Here is a 15,032-nt window from a genome sequence, read left to right on the forward strand (position 1 = left end):
TATGGTCTAGGCGCAAGGTCTAGACCAAGACTGAGCGTGAACTCCCGTCGCGGGCCGCCGAGTCGGCGCCCTGGCGGCCCGCCGGGCTGCGCACCTTCACGCTCCTTCACCTCCCCCACACCGTGAAGGAGTAGCCATGCAGAGGAACCGTAAGCTCGCCTTCGCCTTCGGCGCGGGCATAGCGCCGCTCATCGCGCTGACCCTGTCGACCGGCACCGCGAGCGCCCACGGGTACGTCAACTCGCCGCCCAGCAGGCAGGCGCAGTGCGCCGCGGGCACCGTCCCGTGCGGTGCGATCAAGTACGAGCCGCAGAGCGTGGAGGGCCCCAAGGGCCTGAAGAGCTGCAGCGGCGGCAACGAGGGCTTCGCCGAGCTGGACGACGACAACAAGGGCTGGTCCGTCACCCCGGTCGGCAGCTCCCAGGACTTCACCTGGAAGCTGACGGCCCGGCACGCCACCAGCACCTGGGAGTACTACGTCGGCGGCAGCAAGGTCGCCGAGTTCGACGACGGGGGTGCGAAGCCGGGTGAGACCGTCACGCACAACGTGAACTTCGGCGGGGCGAGCGGCAAGCAGAAGGTGCTTGCCGTGTGGAACATCGCCGACACGTCGAACGCGTTCTACGCCTGCATCGACGTCAACATCGGCGGTTGAGCGCGCCGTTGACGCGCTGACCGTCGATCGCGCTCCGCGCGCTGGTCTCCCCTCCCCGCCCCTTCCCGAAAGACTGCCGTCGGCTGTTGTTCGGCTGCGGCGCCGTTGTGGCTGGTCGCGCAGTTCCCCGCGCCCCTGAAAACCAGCCCCTGCCGGGGCTGAATCCAGCCGCAGCCCGCAAAATCCAGCCCCTCCGGCGTTTGAGGAGCGGGGGTCCGGGGGCTGGCCCCCGGAATCGGGGGCCGGGGCGGAGCCCCGTGGTGGGGTCCAGGGGCGGCAGCCCCGGGGAGCGGGGGCCGGGGGCGTAGCCCCGGGAGCTGTCCGCTGAGGACTTTCGGGAAGGGGCGGGGTGGGGAAAAGCTCATGCCCCCGGGCGTACCACCCGCAGGCGAGGCGGTGTCTGGACGGTGGGGTGCGGGGGTGCGGCGGCCTCGGGCCTCCCCGCCTCCTCGCCCCGCCGTCCAGGCGCGTGCAGGATCAACGTGAGCCGCGTGAGGCCGCGTTCCCGCAGCGCCCCCGGCGAGTCCGTGACGACCCGGCACGTCGTGCGGCCCCACTCCGGATCCGGATGCCGCACCCCCCGCACCGCGCCGTCGTGGTCGAGCGCGGCCGGGCCCATGCTGTGCATCCAGCGGGGCAGCCCCTGCTGGTAGGCCGCGTTCATCAGCGGGTCGCGCGCGATGTCCTCGCGGATGCCGCGCAACGTGGCGTCCTGCCCGTACGCGTCGAGCGCCGCCGAGAACTGAGCGAGCAGCGGCAGGCACCAGCCCGTCTCGTGCTCGCGCAGCACCGCCCCGGCGTCCGGGTGGAACAGCACGAAGCGCAGCAGGTTCTCGCCCGGCATCGCCGCCGCGGGCGACTCCCGTAACGCGGCGGGCTCCCGTACGTCCCGCACCTCCCGGAAGAGGTCCTCGTACGCCGAGTTGGCGGCGAGGACGTTCCACGCGCGGTCGAGGAGGAGCGACGGGTACGGCGTGGCGGCGATCAGCGCGGTGTAGTCGCGGAGGTAGGAGCGCAGCTCCAACTCGCGCTCCGCGGACGCCGGTTGGGTCTTGGCCGCGCCGTGGGGCCAGGTTTTCAGGGAGCCGGGGGATCCGGACGCCGGGTCATTCGTCATCGAGATCATTCGTCATCGAGACGCTGTCCCTCCGTGGAGTGAGACCGTTCGGTACGCGGATCCGCGGGGTGGATTCCCGCTGCGGACCCCGGACCGGTCGGCGGTGCTCCCCGCCCGGCGCGACCGGCCGTCACGTACTTCGTTGAAAGCGATACTCCTTCTCCCGGAGACCGCATGTCAATGATCGTGGCATTTCCCGCTGCCGGCCGATCGCTTTGCGCCACAGCTGTGGCAAGCCTTGGCCGGGAAGCAGCGGACCGACTAGCCTCCGGGCAGCCCCGGTTGTTGTCCGAAGCCGGTACGGCGCGGGGGCCGGGTGGCCCGACTGCGCCCGGAACAGGGGGAGTTACCCGAGGTGAGGCGCCGTACGCAGGGTTCGGCGCAGGCGACTCGACCGCATGGAACGACAGTTGGCCTGATTCGACATTCGCAGCTCTATTCGCAGCTTTCGCAGCTTTCGCAGCTTTCGCAGCTTTCGCAGCTTTCGCAGCTTTCGCAGCTTTCGCAGCTCTCGACGTAGGAGATCCACCGGTGACTGAAGACTTCTCGGTTCCCGGTCCGGCAGCCGCCGGGCCGCTCGCCGCGGTGGTCGCCCGAGTCGCCGAACTGGCCGACCGGCTCGGCGTGCCCCGCGGCGAGGCCTTCCGTCTCCCGAGGCTCTCCGCGGAGTCCGGGGTGCCCGTCGCGGTCGTCGAGGAGCTGCTCGCGGGGCGTCCCGCGGGCGAGGCCGACCTGCAGGCGCGCTTCCTGCAGCGTTTCGCCCTGCTGCGGAAGACCCGGCTCAAGCCTGACGGGCGCCGCTACACACAGCAGGAGATCGCCGACGGCGCGGGCATGTCACGGCAGCAGGCCGGCGCCCTCATCAACGGCGACCGGCGCCCCACCATGGAGCACTGCGCCGCCATCCAGCGCTTCTTCAAGGTGCACGCCGGGTTCCTCACCGCCGAGGACGCCGACGCCCTGACCGGTGTGCTGCGGCGCGTCGAGGAGGAGCTGCGCCAGCGCCGGACCCACCAGCCGGAGGAGCGCCCGCCGGTGGACGCGGCCGCGCCCGCCATCGACGCGGAGGGGACGCCCGCGGGCGACAACGCGGACGGCGCCGCCGCCGACGGCCCCGACGACCCGCTGCAGCGCCTCCTGCAGGACCACGGCGTGCGCGGCATCGCCTGGCGCGCCGCCCAACTGCCCACCGACAAGCACCGGGACACCGTCACGGAATGGCTGGACATGCTCCTTGAGAACGTCCGGCGGTCGGAGTCCTGATGACCACGCTCGGCAGGGCCCGTACGACCGGCGGAATCCGCGAGACCGGCGGAATCCGCAAGATCAGCGATATCCGTACGACCAGCGATATCCGTACGACCAGCGGTGTCGGCACGACCGTGGCAGGGAACGCGTCCGCAGGCCGCAGCGCCCGGCCGGCGGAGCACAGGAGCGAGGCACGGAGAGAACCGTGGGGATAGCGAAGGACATGCGCAGGCTCTGCGCCGACCTGCTCGCCGGAGTCGAGTCGGCCGCACCCACCCGCCCCCAGGACCTGCACGCGGCGCTGTGCGAGGCGATGAGCCGACGCCGTGGCCGTCCCGTGCGGCTGCGCGCCGCCTCGTTCCCGCCCGGCACCGCCAGCGGTCTGTGGCTCGACATGGCCGACCAGGACCTGATCGTGATCGAGGAGCGCACCGCCCCCGACCACCAACTCGTCATCCTCGGCCACGAGTTGTGGCACATGGAGGCCGGACACGCCGGCCATCACGTGGACGGCGCGGGCGTCGCCGCCCGGCTGCTCGCCGACGAGGCGGACCTGCGGGACACCGTGCTCAAGGTCGCGGCCCGTACGCACTTCGACCACGACGACGAGAGCGACGCCGAGAGCTTCGGGCTGCTCCTCGCCAGCAGATGCCGCGCCTGGCTGACCGAGGTCGACCAGGCGGGCCCCGCCGACCGCGACCGCCTCATCGGCCGCATCGAGGCATCCCTGGGGAGACGCCGACCGCGGGGCTGAGCTGCCAACACGCCTGCTCCGCAAGGGTGTTCAGGAGGTCGTCGACCGCGCGCCGAGCAGCTTCCGCGCCGCCGCATGCGCCCCCACGGCCGTCGCCGCCGCCAGGCCCAGGCTCAGCGCCGCGTCGGCGGCGGTCGTCGGCCGCAGCACGCCCGCACGGCGCAGTCGGCCGCGCGCCCACAGCGTGAACGGGACCACGAGCAGCGGCGAGGTGACCGACCCCGGCGTGTAGCCGCGTACCGCCGCCGCCTGGGCGAGGTGGACCAGACCGTGCAGGCCGAAGCCGCCGAGCACCGACTGGTAGTACGCCGAGCGGCCGCCCGTGCGGTGGCCGTCCGCCGCGGCCGAGGCCATCACGAGCCCCACCCCGGCCACCGCGAGGGCGAACTCCCGCCCGTGCATGCCCTCCATGCTCCGCCACAGCCGCTCCGGCACCTGCGGAAAGCGCCGCCGCAGCGCCGGCACCCGCGTCCGGGTCCAGCGCGGCACCGTCGCCAACTCCTCCAGGTCGTGCACCAGCCAGGCCGCGAAGAGGCCGAGCGTCACGGCGGTGGTGTCATCCGGCTTGCGTCCAGGGGCAGTTCGGTCCATGCCCGCAGTCTGCCGGAGGCCGCGGCGGCACACGCTGAGAGCCCCGGATCCGGTTCAGAAGTCGACACTCAGCCGGTCGTCGAGCCGTGCCACCGCCTCCTGGCCGTACGCCCGGACGTACGCCTCCCGGATCCGCTCCACCTGCCCGTCGCGCGCCGCCGCCGAGGCCTCCGGATACAGCAGGACCAGCTCGTACGAACGCTCCCGCTCCACCGTGCCGTGGGTGTCCCGCCACTGGCCGCGGCCGGTGTGCACGGTCAGGCCCTCGGGGAAGCGCGGCGTGACCTCGCGGTCGACGAAGGACATGAACTGCCGGTCCGTCACATCCGGTCCGCCGTCGGGGCGTTCGGTGCCGAACAGGAGCCTGGTCTCGACGTACGCGTCCCCACGGCCGCCGCCCGTCGGCTTCTCGTCGAGGGAGGCGTACGCGGCGGGCGCACCCACCGGCGGAAAGCCCCTACCGGTGCGCGGTCGGCGAAGGCGGTGCCGTGCGGGACGTGCGCATCCACAGCGGGACCGTGCCCGTGATCCGGCACAGCGTCAGATACAGCGGGATCGGCGGGGTGTAGGGCGCCGTGCCGTCCGGCCGGTGGACCAGGCGGGGCGCGCTCGGCCCGGCCGGGACCCGCGCCCCCGCCGCGTACCGCAGCGGAGCAGGCCAGTCGAGCGAGACCGACGAACCCGACGGCACGAGCCACCACCAGCGCGCGCCGTCCGCGTACACGACGCCGATCTGCGGCAGCCGGGCCCGCGCCTGGCGGCCGTACTCCTCGGGCATGCCCACGGCGTCGCAGCCGAGCGGGGCCGTCATGCCCTCGGGAAGTTCCAGGGGCACGTCATGGGGGAGGCGCGCGAGCGAGGCAAGCGTGGTCAGGGTCAGTACGCGCATGCGGTCACCCCGGCTCCCGTACGGGCGGCTACGGCTGCGGCGTCGGCGTTGTCGGCAGGGCGGGTCACGCGGCCGCCGTCCGGGCGGACCGCGGCAGCTCGGCCCAGACCATCAGGCCGGGCCCTTCCTCCTGGGCGCCCCACGCACGGCTCAGCGCGGAGACGAGCAGCAGGCCGCGGCCGTGGTCCTCGTCGGTGGAGCGCGCCGGGTGCGGATGGGGGCCGCCGTCCTGGCCGGGGCCCTCGTCGTGGACCACTATCCGGACATGGCCCGCGGCGGGGTCGTCCGTGAGGTCGCAGACGATTCTCCGGCTCACCGTGTGCACGAGGGCGTTGGTGACCAGCTCGGAGACGACGAGCGCCGCCGTGTCGCAGGTGTCGTCGCACACCGCGAAGCCCGACAGGTGTTCACGTGTCAGGCGTCTGGCGCGCGCCACCGAGTCGGCGCGAGCAGCGAGTTCGAAACGGCAGCGGCGGTCGCCGAAGGGCGCCCCGGCAGGGGACTGCACAGTCTGGGTCTTACCGAGTGCCACGGCCGGTTCCTAACGGGGCGGACGAGTTCACGCATGCCACTATCGCCGCGCCGCGAACACTTGGCAAGCGTCACTCTGAAAAGTGCAGAGTGCAGTGTGCCTCACGCGGAGCCCATGGCACACTGCTCCAGCGGACCCGTGCGACACCGCGCGGGCGGCAGAAATCCAGGTGATCGACCCCGGGACGACCGGCGGTCACCGACGACGGACCCAGGTGAAACGGAGGCAGGCAGTGAGCGAACCGCGGTCCGCTCCCACCGTGGGTCAGGTCGTTCTCGGCAAACGTCTCCAGGACCTCCGCGAGGAGGCCGGCCTCAAGCGCGAGGAGGCCGCCCGCGTCCTGCGCGTCGCCCCCGCCACGGTCCGCCGCATGGAGACCGCCGAGGTCACGCTGAAGATCCCGTACCTCCAGCTGCTCCTCAAGGCGTACGGCGTCGAGGACGAGGAGGCCGACGCCTTCGTCACGCTCGCCGAGGAGGCGAACAAGGCCGGCTGGTGGCAGCGCTACCACGACATCCTGCCGAGCTGGTTCTCCATGTACGTCAGCCTGGAGGGCGCCGCCAGCCTGATCAGGTCGTACGAGCCGCACTTCGTGCCCGGTCTGCTGCAGACCGAGGAGTACGCGCGCGCGGTGATGCGCTCCGGCGCCGTCGGCAGGACCGACGACGCCGAGATCGAGCGGCATGTGGCGCTGCGCATGCAGCGCCAGGAGCTGCTCACCCAGGACGACGCCCCGAGGCTGTGGGTCGTCATGGACGAGACCGTGCTGCGCAGGACGGTCGGCGGTCCCGAGGTGATGCGGGCGCAGCTCGACCGCCTCCTGGAGGCCGCGAAGCTGCCCAACGTGACGCTGCAGGTCGCCGAGTTCGCCAAGGGCCACCACCCGGGCACCTACGGCCCGTTCGTGCTGTTCCGCTTCGGCGTGCCCGAGCTGCAGGACATGGTCTACGCCGAGTACCTCACCGGCGCGGTCTATCTGGACCGCCGCGCCGAGGTCGTGACGTACCTGGAGGTCATGGACCGGATGGCGGCGCAGTCGGCGACGGCACACCGCACGAAGGAGATCCTCCGCGATCTCCGCAAGGAGCTGTGAATGGACGGCGCGATCGTCGAGGACCACGCGCGCGAGGAGGGCCGTGTCTACAACGGCATGCCCGCGCGCGAGCTCGGCACGGAGGGCTGGCACAAGCCGTGGAGCGGCGGCAACGGCGGCAATTGCGTCGAGGCGATGAAGCTCGCCGACGGCCGGGTCGCGGTGCGCCAGTCCGCCGACCCGGACGGGCCCGCGCTGATCTACACCACCAGTGAGATCCACGCCTTCATCCAGGGCGCGAAGTCGGGGCAGGCCGACTTCCTGCTCTCCTGACGCTTCTCTTCTTCGCAGGTCCCTCTGCTTCTTCTCTTCGCAGGACCCTCCGCTTCTTCGGAGGTCCCTCTGCTTCTTCGCAGGACCCTCCGCTTCTTCGGAGGTCCCTCTGCGAGGTTGTCTCAGCGCGTGTCCGGGGGCAGGGCCGCGCAGAGCGCGTCCACGGCGGCCGGGTAGGCGTGCTCGGGCGGCGTCGCGTACCCCACGACCAGGCCCTCGCGCAGCGGACCGGGTGCCTTCGGGTGCCGGAAATCGGCCAGGCCGTCCAGGGCGAGGCCCTGCCAGTGGGCCGCCTTCAGCGTCGACTGCTCGGTGCCGGGCGGCAGCCGCAGCACCGCGTGCAGACCGGCCGCGACCCCGGTGACCGGAATGTGCGGGGCGCGCGCCGCGAGGGCCTGCACCAGGTGGTCGCGCCTGCGCCGGTAGCGCAACCGCATCCGCCGCACGTGACGGTCGTACGAGCCGGAGTCGAGGAAGTCGGCGAGCGCCAGCTGGTCGGTCACGCCCGTCCAGGCCTCCCGCTCGCCCTTGACCCGCAGCACGTCGTCCACCAGGTGCTCGGGCAGCGCCATCCAGCCCAGGCGCAGTGCGGGGGAGAGGCTCTTGCTGACCGAGCCGAGGTAGACCACCCGCTCCGGGTCGAGCCCCTGCACCGCGCCGACCGGACGGCGGTCGTAGCGGAACTCGCCGTCGTAGTCGTCCTCCACCACCAGGGCGCCACGCGCGCGTGCCCAGTCGACGGCGGCGGTGCGGCGCTCCGCGTGCAGCGGGCCGCCGGTCGGGAACTGGTGCGCGGGGGAGAGCAGGACCGCCCGCTGGTCCCCCAACTCGGCCGTGCGCGCGCCCTGTTCGTCCAAGGTCAGCGGAACCGTCCGTACCGCCGCGTCGGCGAGCAGCGCGCGATGGAAGGCGAGGCCGTACTCCTCCACGGCGAGCGGGCCCTTCAGGATGCCGTCGCCGGTGCCGCCCGCGCCGCCGAACAGCAGGCGCAGCGCGTGCGCGAAGCCGGAGCAGATGACGATCCGCTCCGGGGCGGTGCGCACTCCACGTGCGCGTGCCAGGTATTCCGCGAGCGCCGTGCGCAGCTCGATCCGGCCCTGCGGCGAGGCGGGCCCGAACGCCTCGTGCGGCGCCGCGTTCACCGCCCGCCGCACCGAGGCCAGCCATGCCGTACGCGGGAACGAGGCCGGGTCGGGCTGCCCCTGCCGCAGGTCGAACCGGGGCCCACGCGCGCGTGCGGGCGATTTCTTCGGTACGCGTACGGGGCTCGCGGGGGCGGCGCGCTCGGCGACCCGGGTGCCCGAGCCCTGGCGCGCGACGAGCCAGCCCTCGGCGACCAGCTCCGCGTACGCCTCGGCGACGGTGTTGCGGGCGATGCCCAGATCGGCGGCGAGGGCGCGGTAGGGCGGCAGGAGCGTCCCGGGCGCGAGGCGACCCGACCGTACGGCGGAGCGCAGCGCCTGCAGCAGGGCGGCGCGGCGGCTGCCGGTGGGCGGGAGGTCCAGGTGCAGGTCGGTGCCGGTACCGGCGTCTGTGTCGGTACCGGTGTCCTCGCCGGTGCCGTCGGCCGTGTCGGGCTGCCGCCCAGAATTGACCTCGGAAACTGCCATGGAATTGCACCCTACAGGGGGTCTTTCGGGGCCCTAGATTCAAGGTCATGAGCAACGAGACGATGTACGACACGACGTACGAGGCAACGAACCGCACCGCCCCCAAGCCGGCCCGGGTGAACTTCGCGCAGGCCGCCCCCCGCGCCTTCAAGGCGCTGATCGGCTTCGACGCCGCCGCTCGCGCGGGCCTCGCCCCGGCCCTGGTCGAGCTGGTCCAGATCCGCTCGTCGCAGCTGAACGGCTGCGCCTACTGCCTGCACATGCACACCGGCGACGCCCGCAAGGCCGGCGAGAGCGAGGAGCGCCTGCACATGGTGGGCGTCTGGCGCGAGGCCCGGCACTTCTTCACCGAGCGGGAGCAGGCCGCGCTCGCCCTCGCCGAGTCCGTGACCCTGGTCGCGGCGGGCGGAGTGCCGGACGAGGTGTATGCGGAGGCCGCCGCCCGCTTCAGCGAGGAGGAGCTGGCCCAGCTGATCGCCCTCATGACGGCCATCAACACCTGGAACCGCGTCGCCCTCGCCACGGCCAAGGTGGCGGGCACGGACGAGCGCGCGGGCAGCTGAAGTCCCGTACCGCAGAAGGGCGTTACGCCCGCATCGGGCGGGCGTCCGCCGTGATCGGTGCGGGCAGGCGGGAGGCGCCGGTCAGGTAGCGGTCCACCGCGGCCGCTGCCGCCCGGCCCTCCGCGATGGCCCAGACGATCAGCGACTGGCCGCGCGCCGCGTCGCCCGCCGCGTACACCCCGGGCACATCGGTCGCGAATCCGGAGTCCCGGCGCAGCGCCCCGCGCTCGTCCAGGTCGAGCCCCAACTGCCCGATCAGGCCGTCCTCTTGGGCGGGGCCGGTGAAGCCGAGGGCGAGCAGCACGAGGTCGGCCGGCAGGGTCCGTTCCGTCCCCGGCACCGGACGCCGCCCCTCCGGCTCCACCTCGACCAGGTGCACCTCCCGCACCCGGCCCGACGCGTCCCCGGTGAGCCGCAGCGTCGACGCCGCGAACAGGCGCGCGTCCGCGTCCGCCGCCGGGGCCGTGCCCAGGGCGCCCGCCTCCTCGTGCGCCGCCGAGAGCCGGTACACCTTGGGGTACGTGGGCCACGGCTCGGCGTCCTCGTCGCGCTCGGCGGCCGGCAGCGGGTAGATGTCCAGCTGCGAGACCGAGGCCGCGCCCTGCCGGACGGCCGTGCCCAGGCAGTCGGCGCCGGTGTCGCCGCCGCCGACGATCACGACGTGCCGCCCGGTCGCGGACAGCGGAGCGCGCGGGTCCGCCTGCGGGTCGTGGCAGGCGCGGTTGGCGTGCGGCAGGTATTCCATCGCCTGGTGGACGCCACTCAACTCCCGCCCTTCGACGGGAAGTTCGCGCCAGGCCGTGGCGCCTGTCGCGAGCACGAGCGCGTCGTGCCGGCGCCGCAGCTCGTCCGCCGTGACGTCCCGGCCCACGGTCACCGAGGTGCGGAAGCGGGTGCCCTCGGCCGCCATCTGCTCGATCCTGCGGTCCAGATGGTGCTTCTCCATCTTGAAGTCGGGGATGCCGTACCGCATCAGGCCGCCCGCCAGGTCGTCCCGCTCGTACACCACGACCGTGTGCCCCACCCGCGTCAGCTGCTGCGCCGCCGCGAGACCGGCCGGGCCCGAGCCGACGACGGCGACGGTGCGGCCGGTGAGCCGGTCCGGCGGCCGGGGCGGCGCGTAGCCGCGCTCCCAGGCCCGGTCGGCGATCGCCACTTCGACGTTCTTGATGGTGACCGCGGGCTGGTTGATCGCGAGGACGCAGCCCGCCTCGCAGGGCGCGGGGCACAACCTGCCGGTGAACTCGGGGAAGTTGTTGGTCGCGTGCAGCCGGTCGCTCGCCGCGCGCCAGTCGTCCCGCGCCACCAGCTCGTTCCACTCCGGGATGAGATTCCCCAGCGGGCACGCCTCGTGGCAGAACGGAACCCCGCAGTCCATGCACCGGTCGGCCTGCCCGCGGACGATCGGCAGCAACGCCCCGGGCACGTACACCTCGCGCCAGTCCCGTACCCGCTCCTCGACGGGGCGGCGCGGCCACTCCTCGCGGCCGGTCGTGAGGAATCCCCTGGGGTCGCTGTCACCCATGGCGTTCGCCTCCGCGGGCCGCGCTGCCTGCCTCGTCGGCCCTTCTCGCCACGATACGTCCGGGCTGGGAGGCTGTCCCTTCCGCCGCCTGTCCGGGCCTGCGGCCCCGCCGTCTACGCTGGCCCGCGGACCGCCGACGATCACCGAGGGAGAGTGGGATGGCCAAGCTGCGCTGCGCCGTGCTCGACGACTACCAGGGCGTCGCCCTGACCACGGCCGACTGGTCACCGCTCGCCGAGGACCTCGACCTCCACGTCGTACGCCGGTACCTGGGCGACGAGGACGCGGTGGTCGCGGAGATCGCCGACTGCGAGATCGTCGTCATCATGCGCGAGCGCACCCCGTTCCCCGCCTCGCTCCTCGCCCGGCTGCCGAGGCTGCGCCTGCTGATCACGTCCGGGATGCGCAACGCCTCCGTCGACCTCGAAGCGGCCGCCCGGCACGGCGTGACGGTCTGCGGCACCCCCAGCAACTCCGAGCCCCCGGCCGAACTCACCTGGGCGCTGATCCTCGGCCTCGCCCGGCACGTCCTGCCGGAAGGGGGCGCGCTGCGGGACGGCGGCCCCTGGCAGTCCACGCTCGGCGCGGACCTGTACGGGCGGCGCCTCGGCGTCGTCGGCCTCGGCCGGATCGGCGCCAGGGTCGCCCGGGTCGGCCGCGCCTTCGGCATGGACGTCACCGCCTGGAGCCAGAACCTCACCGCGGAGCGCGCCGCCGCGGAGGACGTCGAGCTCGCCGACTCCCTCGAACACCTGCTGTCCCGCAGCGACTTCGTCTCCCTCCACGTCCAGCTCGGCGACCGTACGCGCGGGCTCATCGGCGAGCCCGAGCTGCGCCTGATGCGCCGCGGGGCCTACCTGGTGAACACCTCGCGGGCCGCCCTCGTCGACCAGGACGCCCTCGTCCGCGCCCTGCACGAGGGGTGGATCGCGGGGGCCGGCGCCGACGTCTTCGACCAGGAGCCGCTGCCCGCCGACCACCCGCTGCGCACCGCCCCGAACTTCCTCGGCCTCCCGCACCTCGGCTATGTCACGCGACGCAACTACGAGGGGTACTTCCAGGGCACGGTGGAGGACATCGCGGCCTTCCTCGCCGGGGAGCCGATCCGGGTCCTGGGCTGAGCGGTCGATCCGGGTCCTGGGCTGAGCGGTCGGTGCGGCTCCTGTTGTGTGTGTGGGGGGGGCTCACGGCTCGGCGCGGGTGCGCCAGCCGTCCAGGACTCCGTCCACCACGGCCCGTACTCGGCGTCTGGCCTCGCCCCGCGGCACTCCGGCCATCAGCAGCGCGTCGTACGCCGAGTCCTCGTGCCGCACCGCCGCCCGCACCGCGGCCCCGACCGCGACCGTGTCCAGGGCCCGGCCCGCCGCGGTGCGGCCCACCCGGCCGCTGCCGCGCCGGGAGGCGTGCGCCGCGATCCGCTCCGCGCGCTCGGGCGGGCAGCCGGGGAACAGGGTGCGGATCTCCGCCGCGAACGCCGCCGCGAACCGGACGTCCGCCGCCGCCCGCCGCGCCGCGTCCCGCTCCCGGCGTCGCGCCCGTGCCTCCGCGTCCGCGAGGCAGCGCCGCTCGGCCAGGGCGAGCGCGGCCTCCTCGACGAGCACGCCCTGCCGCTCGTACCGCCGTTTCCGATGGTTCCTGCGGACCACGACCACCGACAGCGAACTGCCCTCCCTGGCCCGCCGGGTCAGCGCCGTGTCGCCGCGCGGGAGGAACACCAGATGCCCGAGGTCCGCGCAGTCCAGGCAGTGCGGCGCGCCGTCGGCGAGTACGAGGAGCGCGAGCGGGCCGACCGCGCACTCCGCGCAGTGCCGGGGCTTCCGCCCGAGCGGCTGGATCGCCACAAGTCCCGTACGGGCCACGTCCGTTGACGGCCTGACCGTGACCTTGGCCCTGCCCCTGGCCGTGGAGCGCGTCATGAGCGGTATGTACCCGGTGGTCCGGGGGGCTCACCCGGCTCGCGTTTTTTATGTCTCACTGTGTCATCACGGTTCAGGCGGTGAGTCCGAGCACGAGCGCCGCACAGCCCGCCAGCGCGCCGACCGCCCGCACATGGTTCCAGGCCGTCCACTCCCGTACGTACGACCGCCACGGCTCGACGCTCTCCGGGGCCTCCGGGTCGAGCTTCGCCAGGGCCTCGTTGCGCGGGATGTTCGCCGCGACGGTCACCCCGAACGAGCCGAACAGGTACAGCGCGCAGCCGAGCAGCAGCGCGAGCGTGCCCGGATCCGGCCACAGCACGAACGTCACGACCGCCACCACCGCGCACAATCCGGCCGTGCCGACGAACACCGCCAGGAACAAGGGGTTCACGATCAGCACGTTCAGCTTCTGCATCGCGGCCATGCCCTGCGCGGGCGGCAGCGCGCCGAGCGTGCGCATCACCGAGGTGGAGAACGCGAAGAAGACGCCTGCCATGAGGCCGCAGCCGAGCGCGGCCGCGAGTGTCAGTACGAAGTACGGTCCGTCCATCACTGAGATTCCCCCGGTCACTGCGAGTCCCCCGGTTCTGCGTTTCCCCGACTGCCCGACTGCCCGACTGCCCGACTGCCCGGTGTGCCGATTCGCCCTCGAATGTGGCCCGTTGATCCTGTCGCCGAAGGGCTTGCGCGGCAAGTCGATTGGCCCGTCCCTTCCGGCGGCTTCAATCTGCCTCCCCGGTCGTCTTCCTCCGTGTCCGCAGCCGGGCATCATGGCCGCGTGCGACTCGAACCGATCACCTGGGACCGCCTGACCGACGCCCTCGCCGACCGCATCGCCGGCCTCGACACGGCCGACGGCGGCGACTGGCCCCGGATCGGCATCGACGGCGCCCCGGCCGCCGGCACCGGCGGACTCGCCCGCCGCCTCGCCGACGCGCTGCGGGTACGCGGCCGATCCCCGCTGGTCGTGGACACAGAGGACTTCCTGCGCCCCGCGTCGCTGCGCTTCGAGTACGGGCACGAGGACCCCGAGTCGTACTACGGCGGCTGGTTCGACACCGGCGCACTCTGGCGCGAGGTGCTCGGCCCGCTCGACCCCGGTGGCGCCGGGCGGGTGCTGCCCGACCTGTGGGACCCGGCCGCCGACCGCGCCACCCGCAGCCCGTACGTCCAACTCCCGCCCGGCGGTGTCCTGTTGCTGCACGGGCCGCTGCTCCTCGGCAAGTGGTTCCCCTTCGACCTGACGGTCCACCTGGCGCTCGCCCCCGGCGCCCTGCAGCGTCGTACGCCCCCGGACGACCGGTGGACCCTCCCCGCCTTTGCCCGCTACGCCGACGAGGTCGCCCCGGAGGCCGCCGCCGACGTCCTGGTCCGCGCCGACGACCCACAGCGCCCGGCTTGGGCGGGCGGTTCGTGAGGGCGGGGCGTGCGGGCGGGGCGTGAAGGCGGTGCTTGAGGGCGGGGGCTCGTCACGGAGCGTGGCCGGGGTTGCTCGTGCGGGTGCGGGGTACTCGGCGCGGGACGAGAATTGAGTGCGCCGGCAGCGGCGGCGCCCTTGCGCTCCGTGCCGTTGAGCCGGCCCACCGCCCGGTCTACCCCCGGTCTGAGACCAGGCCGGCCAACCGGCTTACGACCAACCGGCATACGGAGGCACACCATGACCACCGCCGGAGACATCATGCACCGCGGTGCACAGTGGATCCCCGCCCACGAGACCCTGGACCGCGCCGCGCAGTTGATGCGCCAGCTCAACGTGGGCGCGCTCCCGATCAGCGACGAGAACGAGCGCCTCTGCGGCATCCTCACCGACCGTGACATCGTCGTCGGCTGCGTGGCGATGGGCCACGACCCGGCCAAGGTCACCGCGGGCGAGATGGCCAAGGGCACACCCCGCTGGATCGAGGCCGACGCCGATGTCGACGCCGTGCTCCGCGAGATGCAGGGGCACCAGATCCGTCGACTCCCGGTGATCGAGGACAAGCGCCTCGTCGGCATGATCAGCGAGGCCGACCTGGCCCAGCACCTCACCGAGGATCAGCTCGCCTCCTGGGCGGAATTGGTCTACGCGAGGAGCTAGCCCCGGCTCCTGCCCCTGCTGCCGCTCCTGCTCCTGCTCCTGCTTGCAGGGCTCTGGAGCTTGCAGCGTTCTGGAGCTTGTAGGGCTCTGGCGCGTCGGGCCGCCGGCTCGGGCGGCGTTTCGGCGTACTTCACCTGCGTACGGAACGCCGCCCTGCCGGATGATCCGCAATAAAAACGGATCAAC

18 protein-coding genes are annotated in these 15,032 nt (G+C 73.2%); 9 read left to right on the forward strand and 9 right to left on the reverse strand.

Going from position 1 to position 15,032, the window contains the following annotated elements:
* Positions 1-136: 136 nt before the first annotated feature.
* Positions 137-655 carry a lytic polysaccharide monooxygenase auxiliary activity family 9 protein gene (locus tag QIS96_RS13310; protein WP_282542740.1) on the forward strand — a complete coding sequence of 173 codons (519 nt, stop codon included), beginning with the start codon at positions 137-139 and terminating at the stop codon, positions 653-655.
* Positions 656-1,016: 361 nt separating this feature from the next.
* Here the strand turns inward: QIS96_RS13310 and QIS96_RS13315 are convergent, their stop codons facing one another.
* Positions 1,017-1,772 carry an MmyB family transcriptional regulator gene (locus QIS96_RS13315; protein ID WP_282542741.1) on the reverse strand — a complete coding sequence of 252 codons (756 nt, stop codon included), beginning with the start codon at positions 1,770-1,772 and terminating at the stop codon, positions 1,017-1,019.
* Between the two features lie 531 nt (positions 1,773-2,303).
* Between QIS96_RS13315 and QIS96_RS13320 the strand changes: the two genes are divergently transcribed.
* Complete coding sequence (locus QIS96_RS13320; protein WP_282542742.1) at positions 2,304-3,035, forward strand: helix-turn-helix domain-containing protein; 732 nt, start codon at positions 2,304-2,306, stop codon at positions 3,033-3,035.
* A gap of 208 nt (positions 3,036-3,243) precedes the next feature.
* A complete protein-coding gene (locus QIS96_RS13325; protein WP_282542885.1) occupies positions 3,244-3,774 on the forward strand; it encodes a toxin-antitoxin system, toxin component in 531 nt (176 codons plus the stop codon).
* 30 nt (positions 3,775-3,804) lie between these two features.
* Here the strand turns inward: QIS96_RS13325 and QIS96_RS13330 are convergent, their stop codons facing one another.
* From QIS96_RS13330 to QIS96_RS13345, 4 genes are all read right to left on the reverse strand, one after another.
* Positions 3,805-4,365, reverse strand: a complete 561-nt coding sequence (locus QIS96_RS13330) for an HXXEE domain-containing protein (RefSeq protein ID WP_282542743.1) — start codon at positions 4,363-4,365, stop codon at positions 3,805-3,807.
* Between the two features lie 54 nt (positions 4,366-4,419).
* On the reverse strand, positions 4,420-4,809 hold the full coding sequence (locus QIS96_RS13335; RefSeq protein ID WP_282542744.1) for a DUF3574 domain-containing protein: 390 nt from the start codon (positions 4,807-4,809) through the stop codon (positions 4,420-4,422).
* Between the two features lie 13 nt (positions 4,810-4,822).
* Positions 4,823-5,254, reverse strand: coding sequence for a hypothetical protein (locus QIS96_RS13340; RefSeq protein WP_282542745.1), 432 nt, complete (start codon positions 5,252-5,254; stop codon positions 4,823-4,825).
* A gap of 64 nt (positions 5,255-5,318) precedes the next feature.
* The gene (locus QIS96_RS13345) at positions 5,319-5,786 is read right to left on the reverse strand and encodes an ATP-binding protein (protein ID WP_349017382.1); all 468 of its coding nucleotides are present in this window, start codon (positions 5,784-5,786) and stop codon (positions 5,319-5,321) included.
* Positions 5,787-6,018: 232 nt separating this feature from the next.
* On the opposite strand from QIS96_RS13345, the gene QIS96_RS13350 reads away from it, so the two are divergent.
* The gene (locus tag QIS96_RS13350; protein WP_282542746.1) at positions 6,019-6,879 is read left to right on the forward strand and encodes a helix-turn-helix domain-containing protein; all 861 of its coding nucleotides are present in this window, start codon (positions 6,019-6,021) and stop codon (positions 6,877-6,879) included.
* Positions 6,880-7,152: a DUF397 domain-containing protein gene (locus QIS96_RS13355; RefSeq protein ID WP_282542747.1), complete on the forward strand. Its 273-nt coding sequence runs from the start codon at positions 6,880-6,882 to the stop codon at positions 7,150-7,152.
* A 122-nt stretch (positions 7,153-7,274) separates the two neighbouring features.
* Here QIS96_RS13355 and pdxR read toward each other — a convergent pair whose 3' ends face one another.
* Entirely contained in the window at positions 7,275-8,762 is a 1,488-nt protein-coding gene (gene pdxR / locus QIS96_RS13360; RefSeq protein ID WP_282542748.1) for a MocR-like pyridoxine biosynthesis transcription factor PdxR, read from the reverse strand.
* Positions 8,763-8,824: 62 nt separating this feature from the next.
* On the opposite strand from pdxR, the gene QIS96_RS13365 reads away from it, so the two are divergent.
* Positions 8,825-9,325, forward strand: coding sequence for a carboxymuconolactone decarboxylase family protein (locus QIS96_RS13365; protein WP_282542886.1), 501 nt, complete (start codon positions 8,825-8,827; stop codon positions 9,323-9,325).
* Between the two features lie 22 nt (positions 9,326-9,347).
* Here the strand turns inward: QIS96_RS13365 and QIS96_RS13370 are convergent, their stop codons facing one another.
* On the reverse strand, positions 9,348-10,850 hold the full coding sequence (locus tag QIS96_RS13370; protein WP_282542749.1) for a glutamate synthase subunit beta: 1,503 nt from the start codon (positions 10,848-10,850) through the stop codon (positions 9,348-9,350).
* A 158-nt stretch (positions 10,851-11,008) separates the two neighbouring features.
* Between QIS96_RS13370 and QIS96_RS13375 the strand changes: the two genes are divergently transcribed.
* On the forward strand, positions 11,009-11,971 hold the full coding sequence (locus QIS96_RS13375; protein ID WP_282542750.1) for a D-2-hydroxyacid dehydrogenase family protein: 963 nt from the start codon (positions 11,009-11,011) through the stop codon (positions 11,969-11,971).
* A gap of 63 nt (positions 11,972-12,034) precedes the next feature.
* On the opposite strand, the gene QIS96_RS13380 is transcribed toward QIS96_RS13375, so the two are convergent.
* Together QIS96_RS13380 and QIS96_RS13385 are read right to left on the reverse strand one after the other, a co-directional pair.
* A complete protein-coding gene (locus tag QIS96_RS13380) occupies positions 12,035-12,766 on the reverse strand; it encodes a DUF2293 domain-containing protein (RefSeq protein WP_282542751.1) in 732 nt (243 codons plus the stop codon).
* 73 nt (positions 12,767-12,839) lie between these two features.
* A complete protein-coding gene (locus QIS96_RS13385; RefSeq protein ID WP_282542752.1) occupies positions 12,840-13,322 on the reverse strand; it encodes an anthrone oxygenase family protein in 483 nt (160 codons plus the stop codon).
* A 225-nt stretch (positions 13,323-13,547) separates the two neighbouring features.
* On the opposite strand from QIS96_RS13385, the gene QIS96_RS13390 reads away from it, so the two are divergent.
* Both QIS96_RS13390 and QIS96_RS13395 read left to right on the forward strand, forming a co-directional pair.
* Positions 13,548-14,186: a nucleoside/nucleotide kinase family protein gene (locus QIS96_RS13390; RefSeq protein ID WP_282542753.1), complete on the forward strand. Its 639-nt coding sequence runs from the start codon at positions 13,548-13,550 to the stop codon at positions 14,184-14,186.
* A gap of 240 nt (positions 14,187-14,426) precedes the next feature.
* A complete protein-coding gene (locus QIS96_RS13395) occupies positions 14,427-14,846 on the forward strand; it encodes a CBS domain-containing protein (protein ID WP_282542754.1) in 420 nt (139 codons plus the stop codon).
* Positions 14,847-15,032: the final 186 nt, after the last annotated feature.

Source organism: Streptomyces cavernicola, assembly GCF_029968035.1.
GTDB classification, from domain to species: domain Bacteria; phylum Actinomycetota; class Actinomycetes; order Streptomycetales; family Streptomycetaceae; genus Streptomyces; species Streptomyces cavernicola.

Coding starts and splice junctions, on each gene's coding strand:
- QIS96_RS13310 (WP_282542740.1), top strand. CDS start 137: ATGCAGAGGAACCGTAAGCTCGCCTTCGCCTTCGGCGCGGGCATAGCG.
- QIS96_RS13315 (WP_282542741.1), bottom strand. CDS start 1,772: ATGACGAATGACCCGGCGTCCGGATCCCCCGGCTCCCTGAAAACCTGG.
- QIS96_RS13325 (WP_282542885.1), top strand. CDS start 3,244: ATGCGCAGGCTCTGCGCCGACCTGCTCGCCGGAGTCGAGTCGGCCGCA.
- QIS96_RS13330 (WP_282542743.1), bottom strand. CDS start 4,365: ATGGACCGAACTGCCCCTGGACGCAAGCCGGATGACACCACCGCCGTG.
- QIS96_RS13340 (WP_282542745.1), bottom strand. CDS start 5,254: ATGCGCGTACTGACCCTGACCACGCTTGCCTCGCTCGCGCGCCTCCCC.
- QIS96_RS13355 (WP_282542747.1), top strand. CDS start 6,880: ATGGACGGCGCGATCGTCGAGGACCACGCGCGCGAGGAGGGCCGTGTC.
- pdxR (WP_282542748.1), bottom strand. CDS start 8,762: ATGGCAGTTTCCGAGGTCAATTCTGGGCGGCAGCCCGACACGGCCGAC.
- QIS96_RS13365 (WP_282542886.1), top strand. CDS start 8,825: ATGTACGACACGACGTACGAGGCAACGAACCGCACCGCCCCCAAGCCG.
- QIS96_RS13370 (WP_282542749.1), bottom strand. CDS start 10,850: ATGGGTGACAGCGACCCCAGGGGATTCCTCACGACCGGCCGCGAGGAG.
- QIS96_RS13375 (WP_282542750.1), top strand. CDS start 11,009: ATGGCCAAGCTGCGCTGCGCCGTGCTCGACGACTACCAGGGCGTCGCC.
- QIS96_RS13380 (WP_282542751.1), bottom strand. CDS start 12,766: ATGACGCGCTCCACGGCCAGGGGCAGGGCCAAGGTCACGGTCAGGCCG.
- QIS96_RS13395 (WP_282542754.1), top strand. CDS start 14,427: ATGACCACCGCCGGAGACATCATGCACCGCGGTGCACAGTGGATCCCC.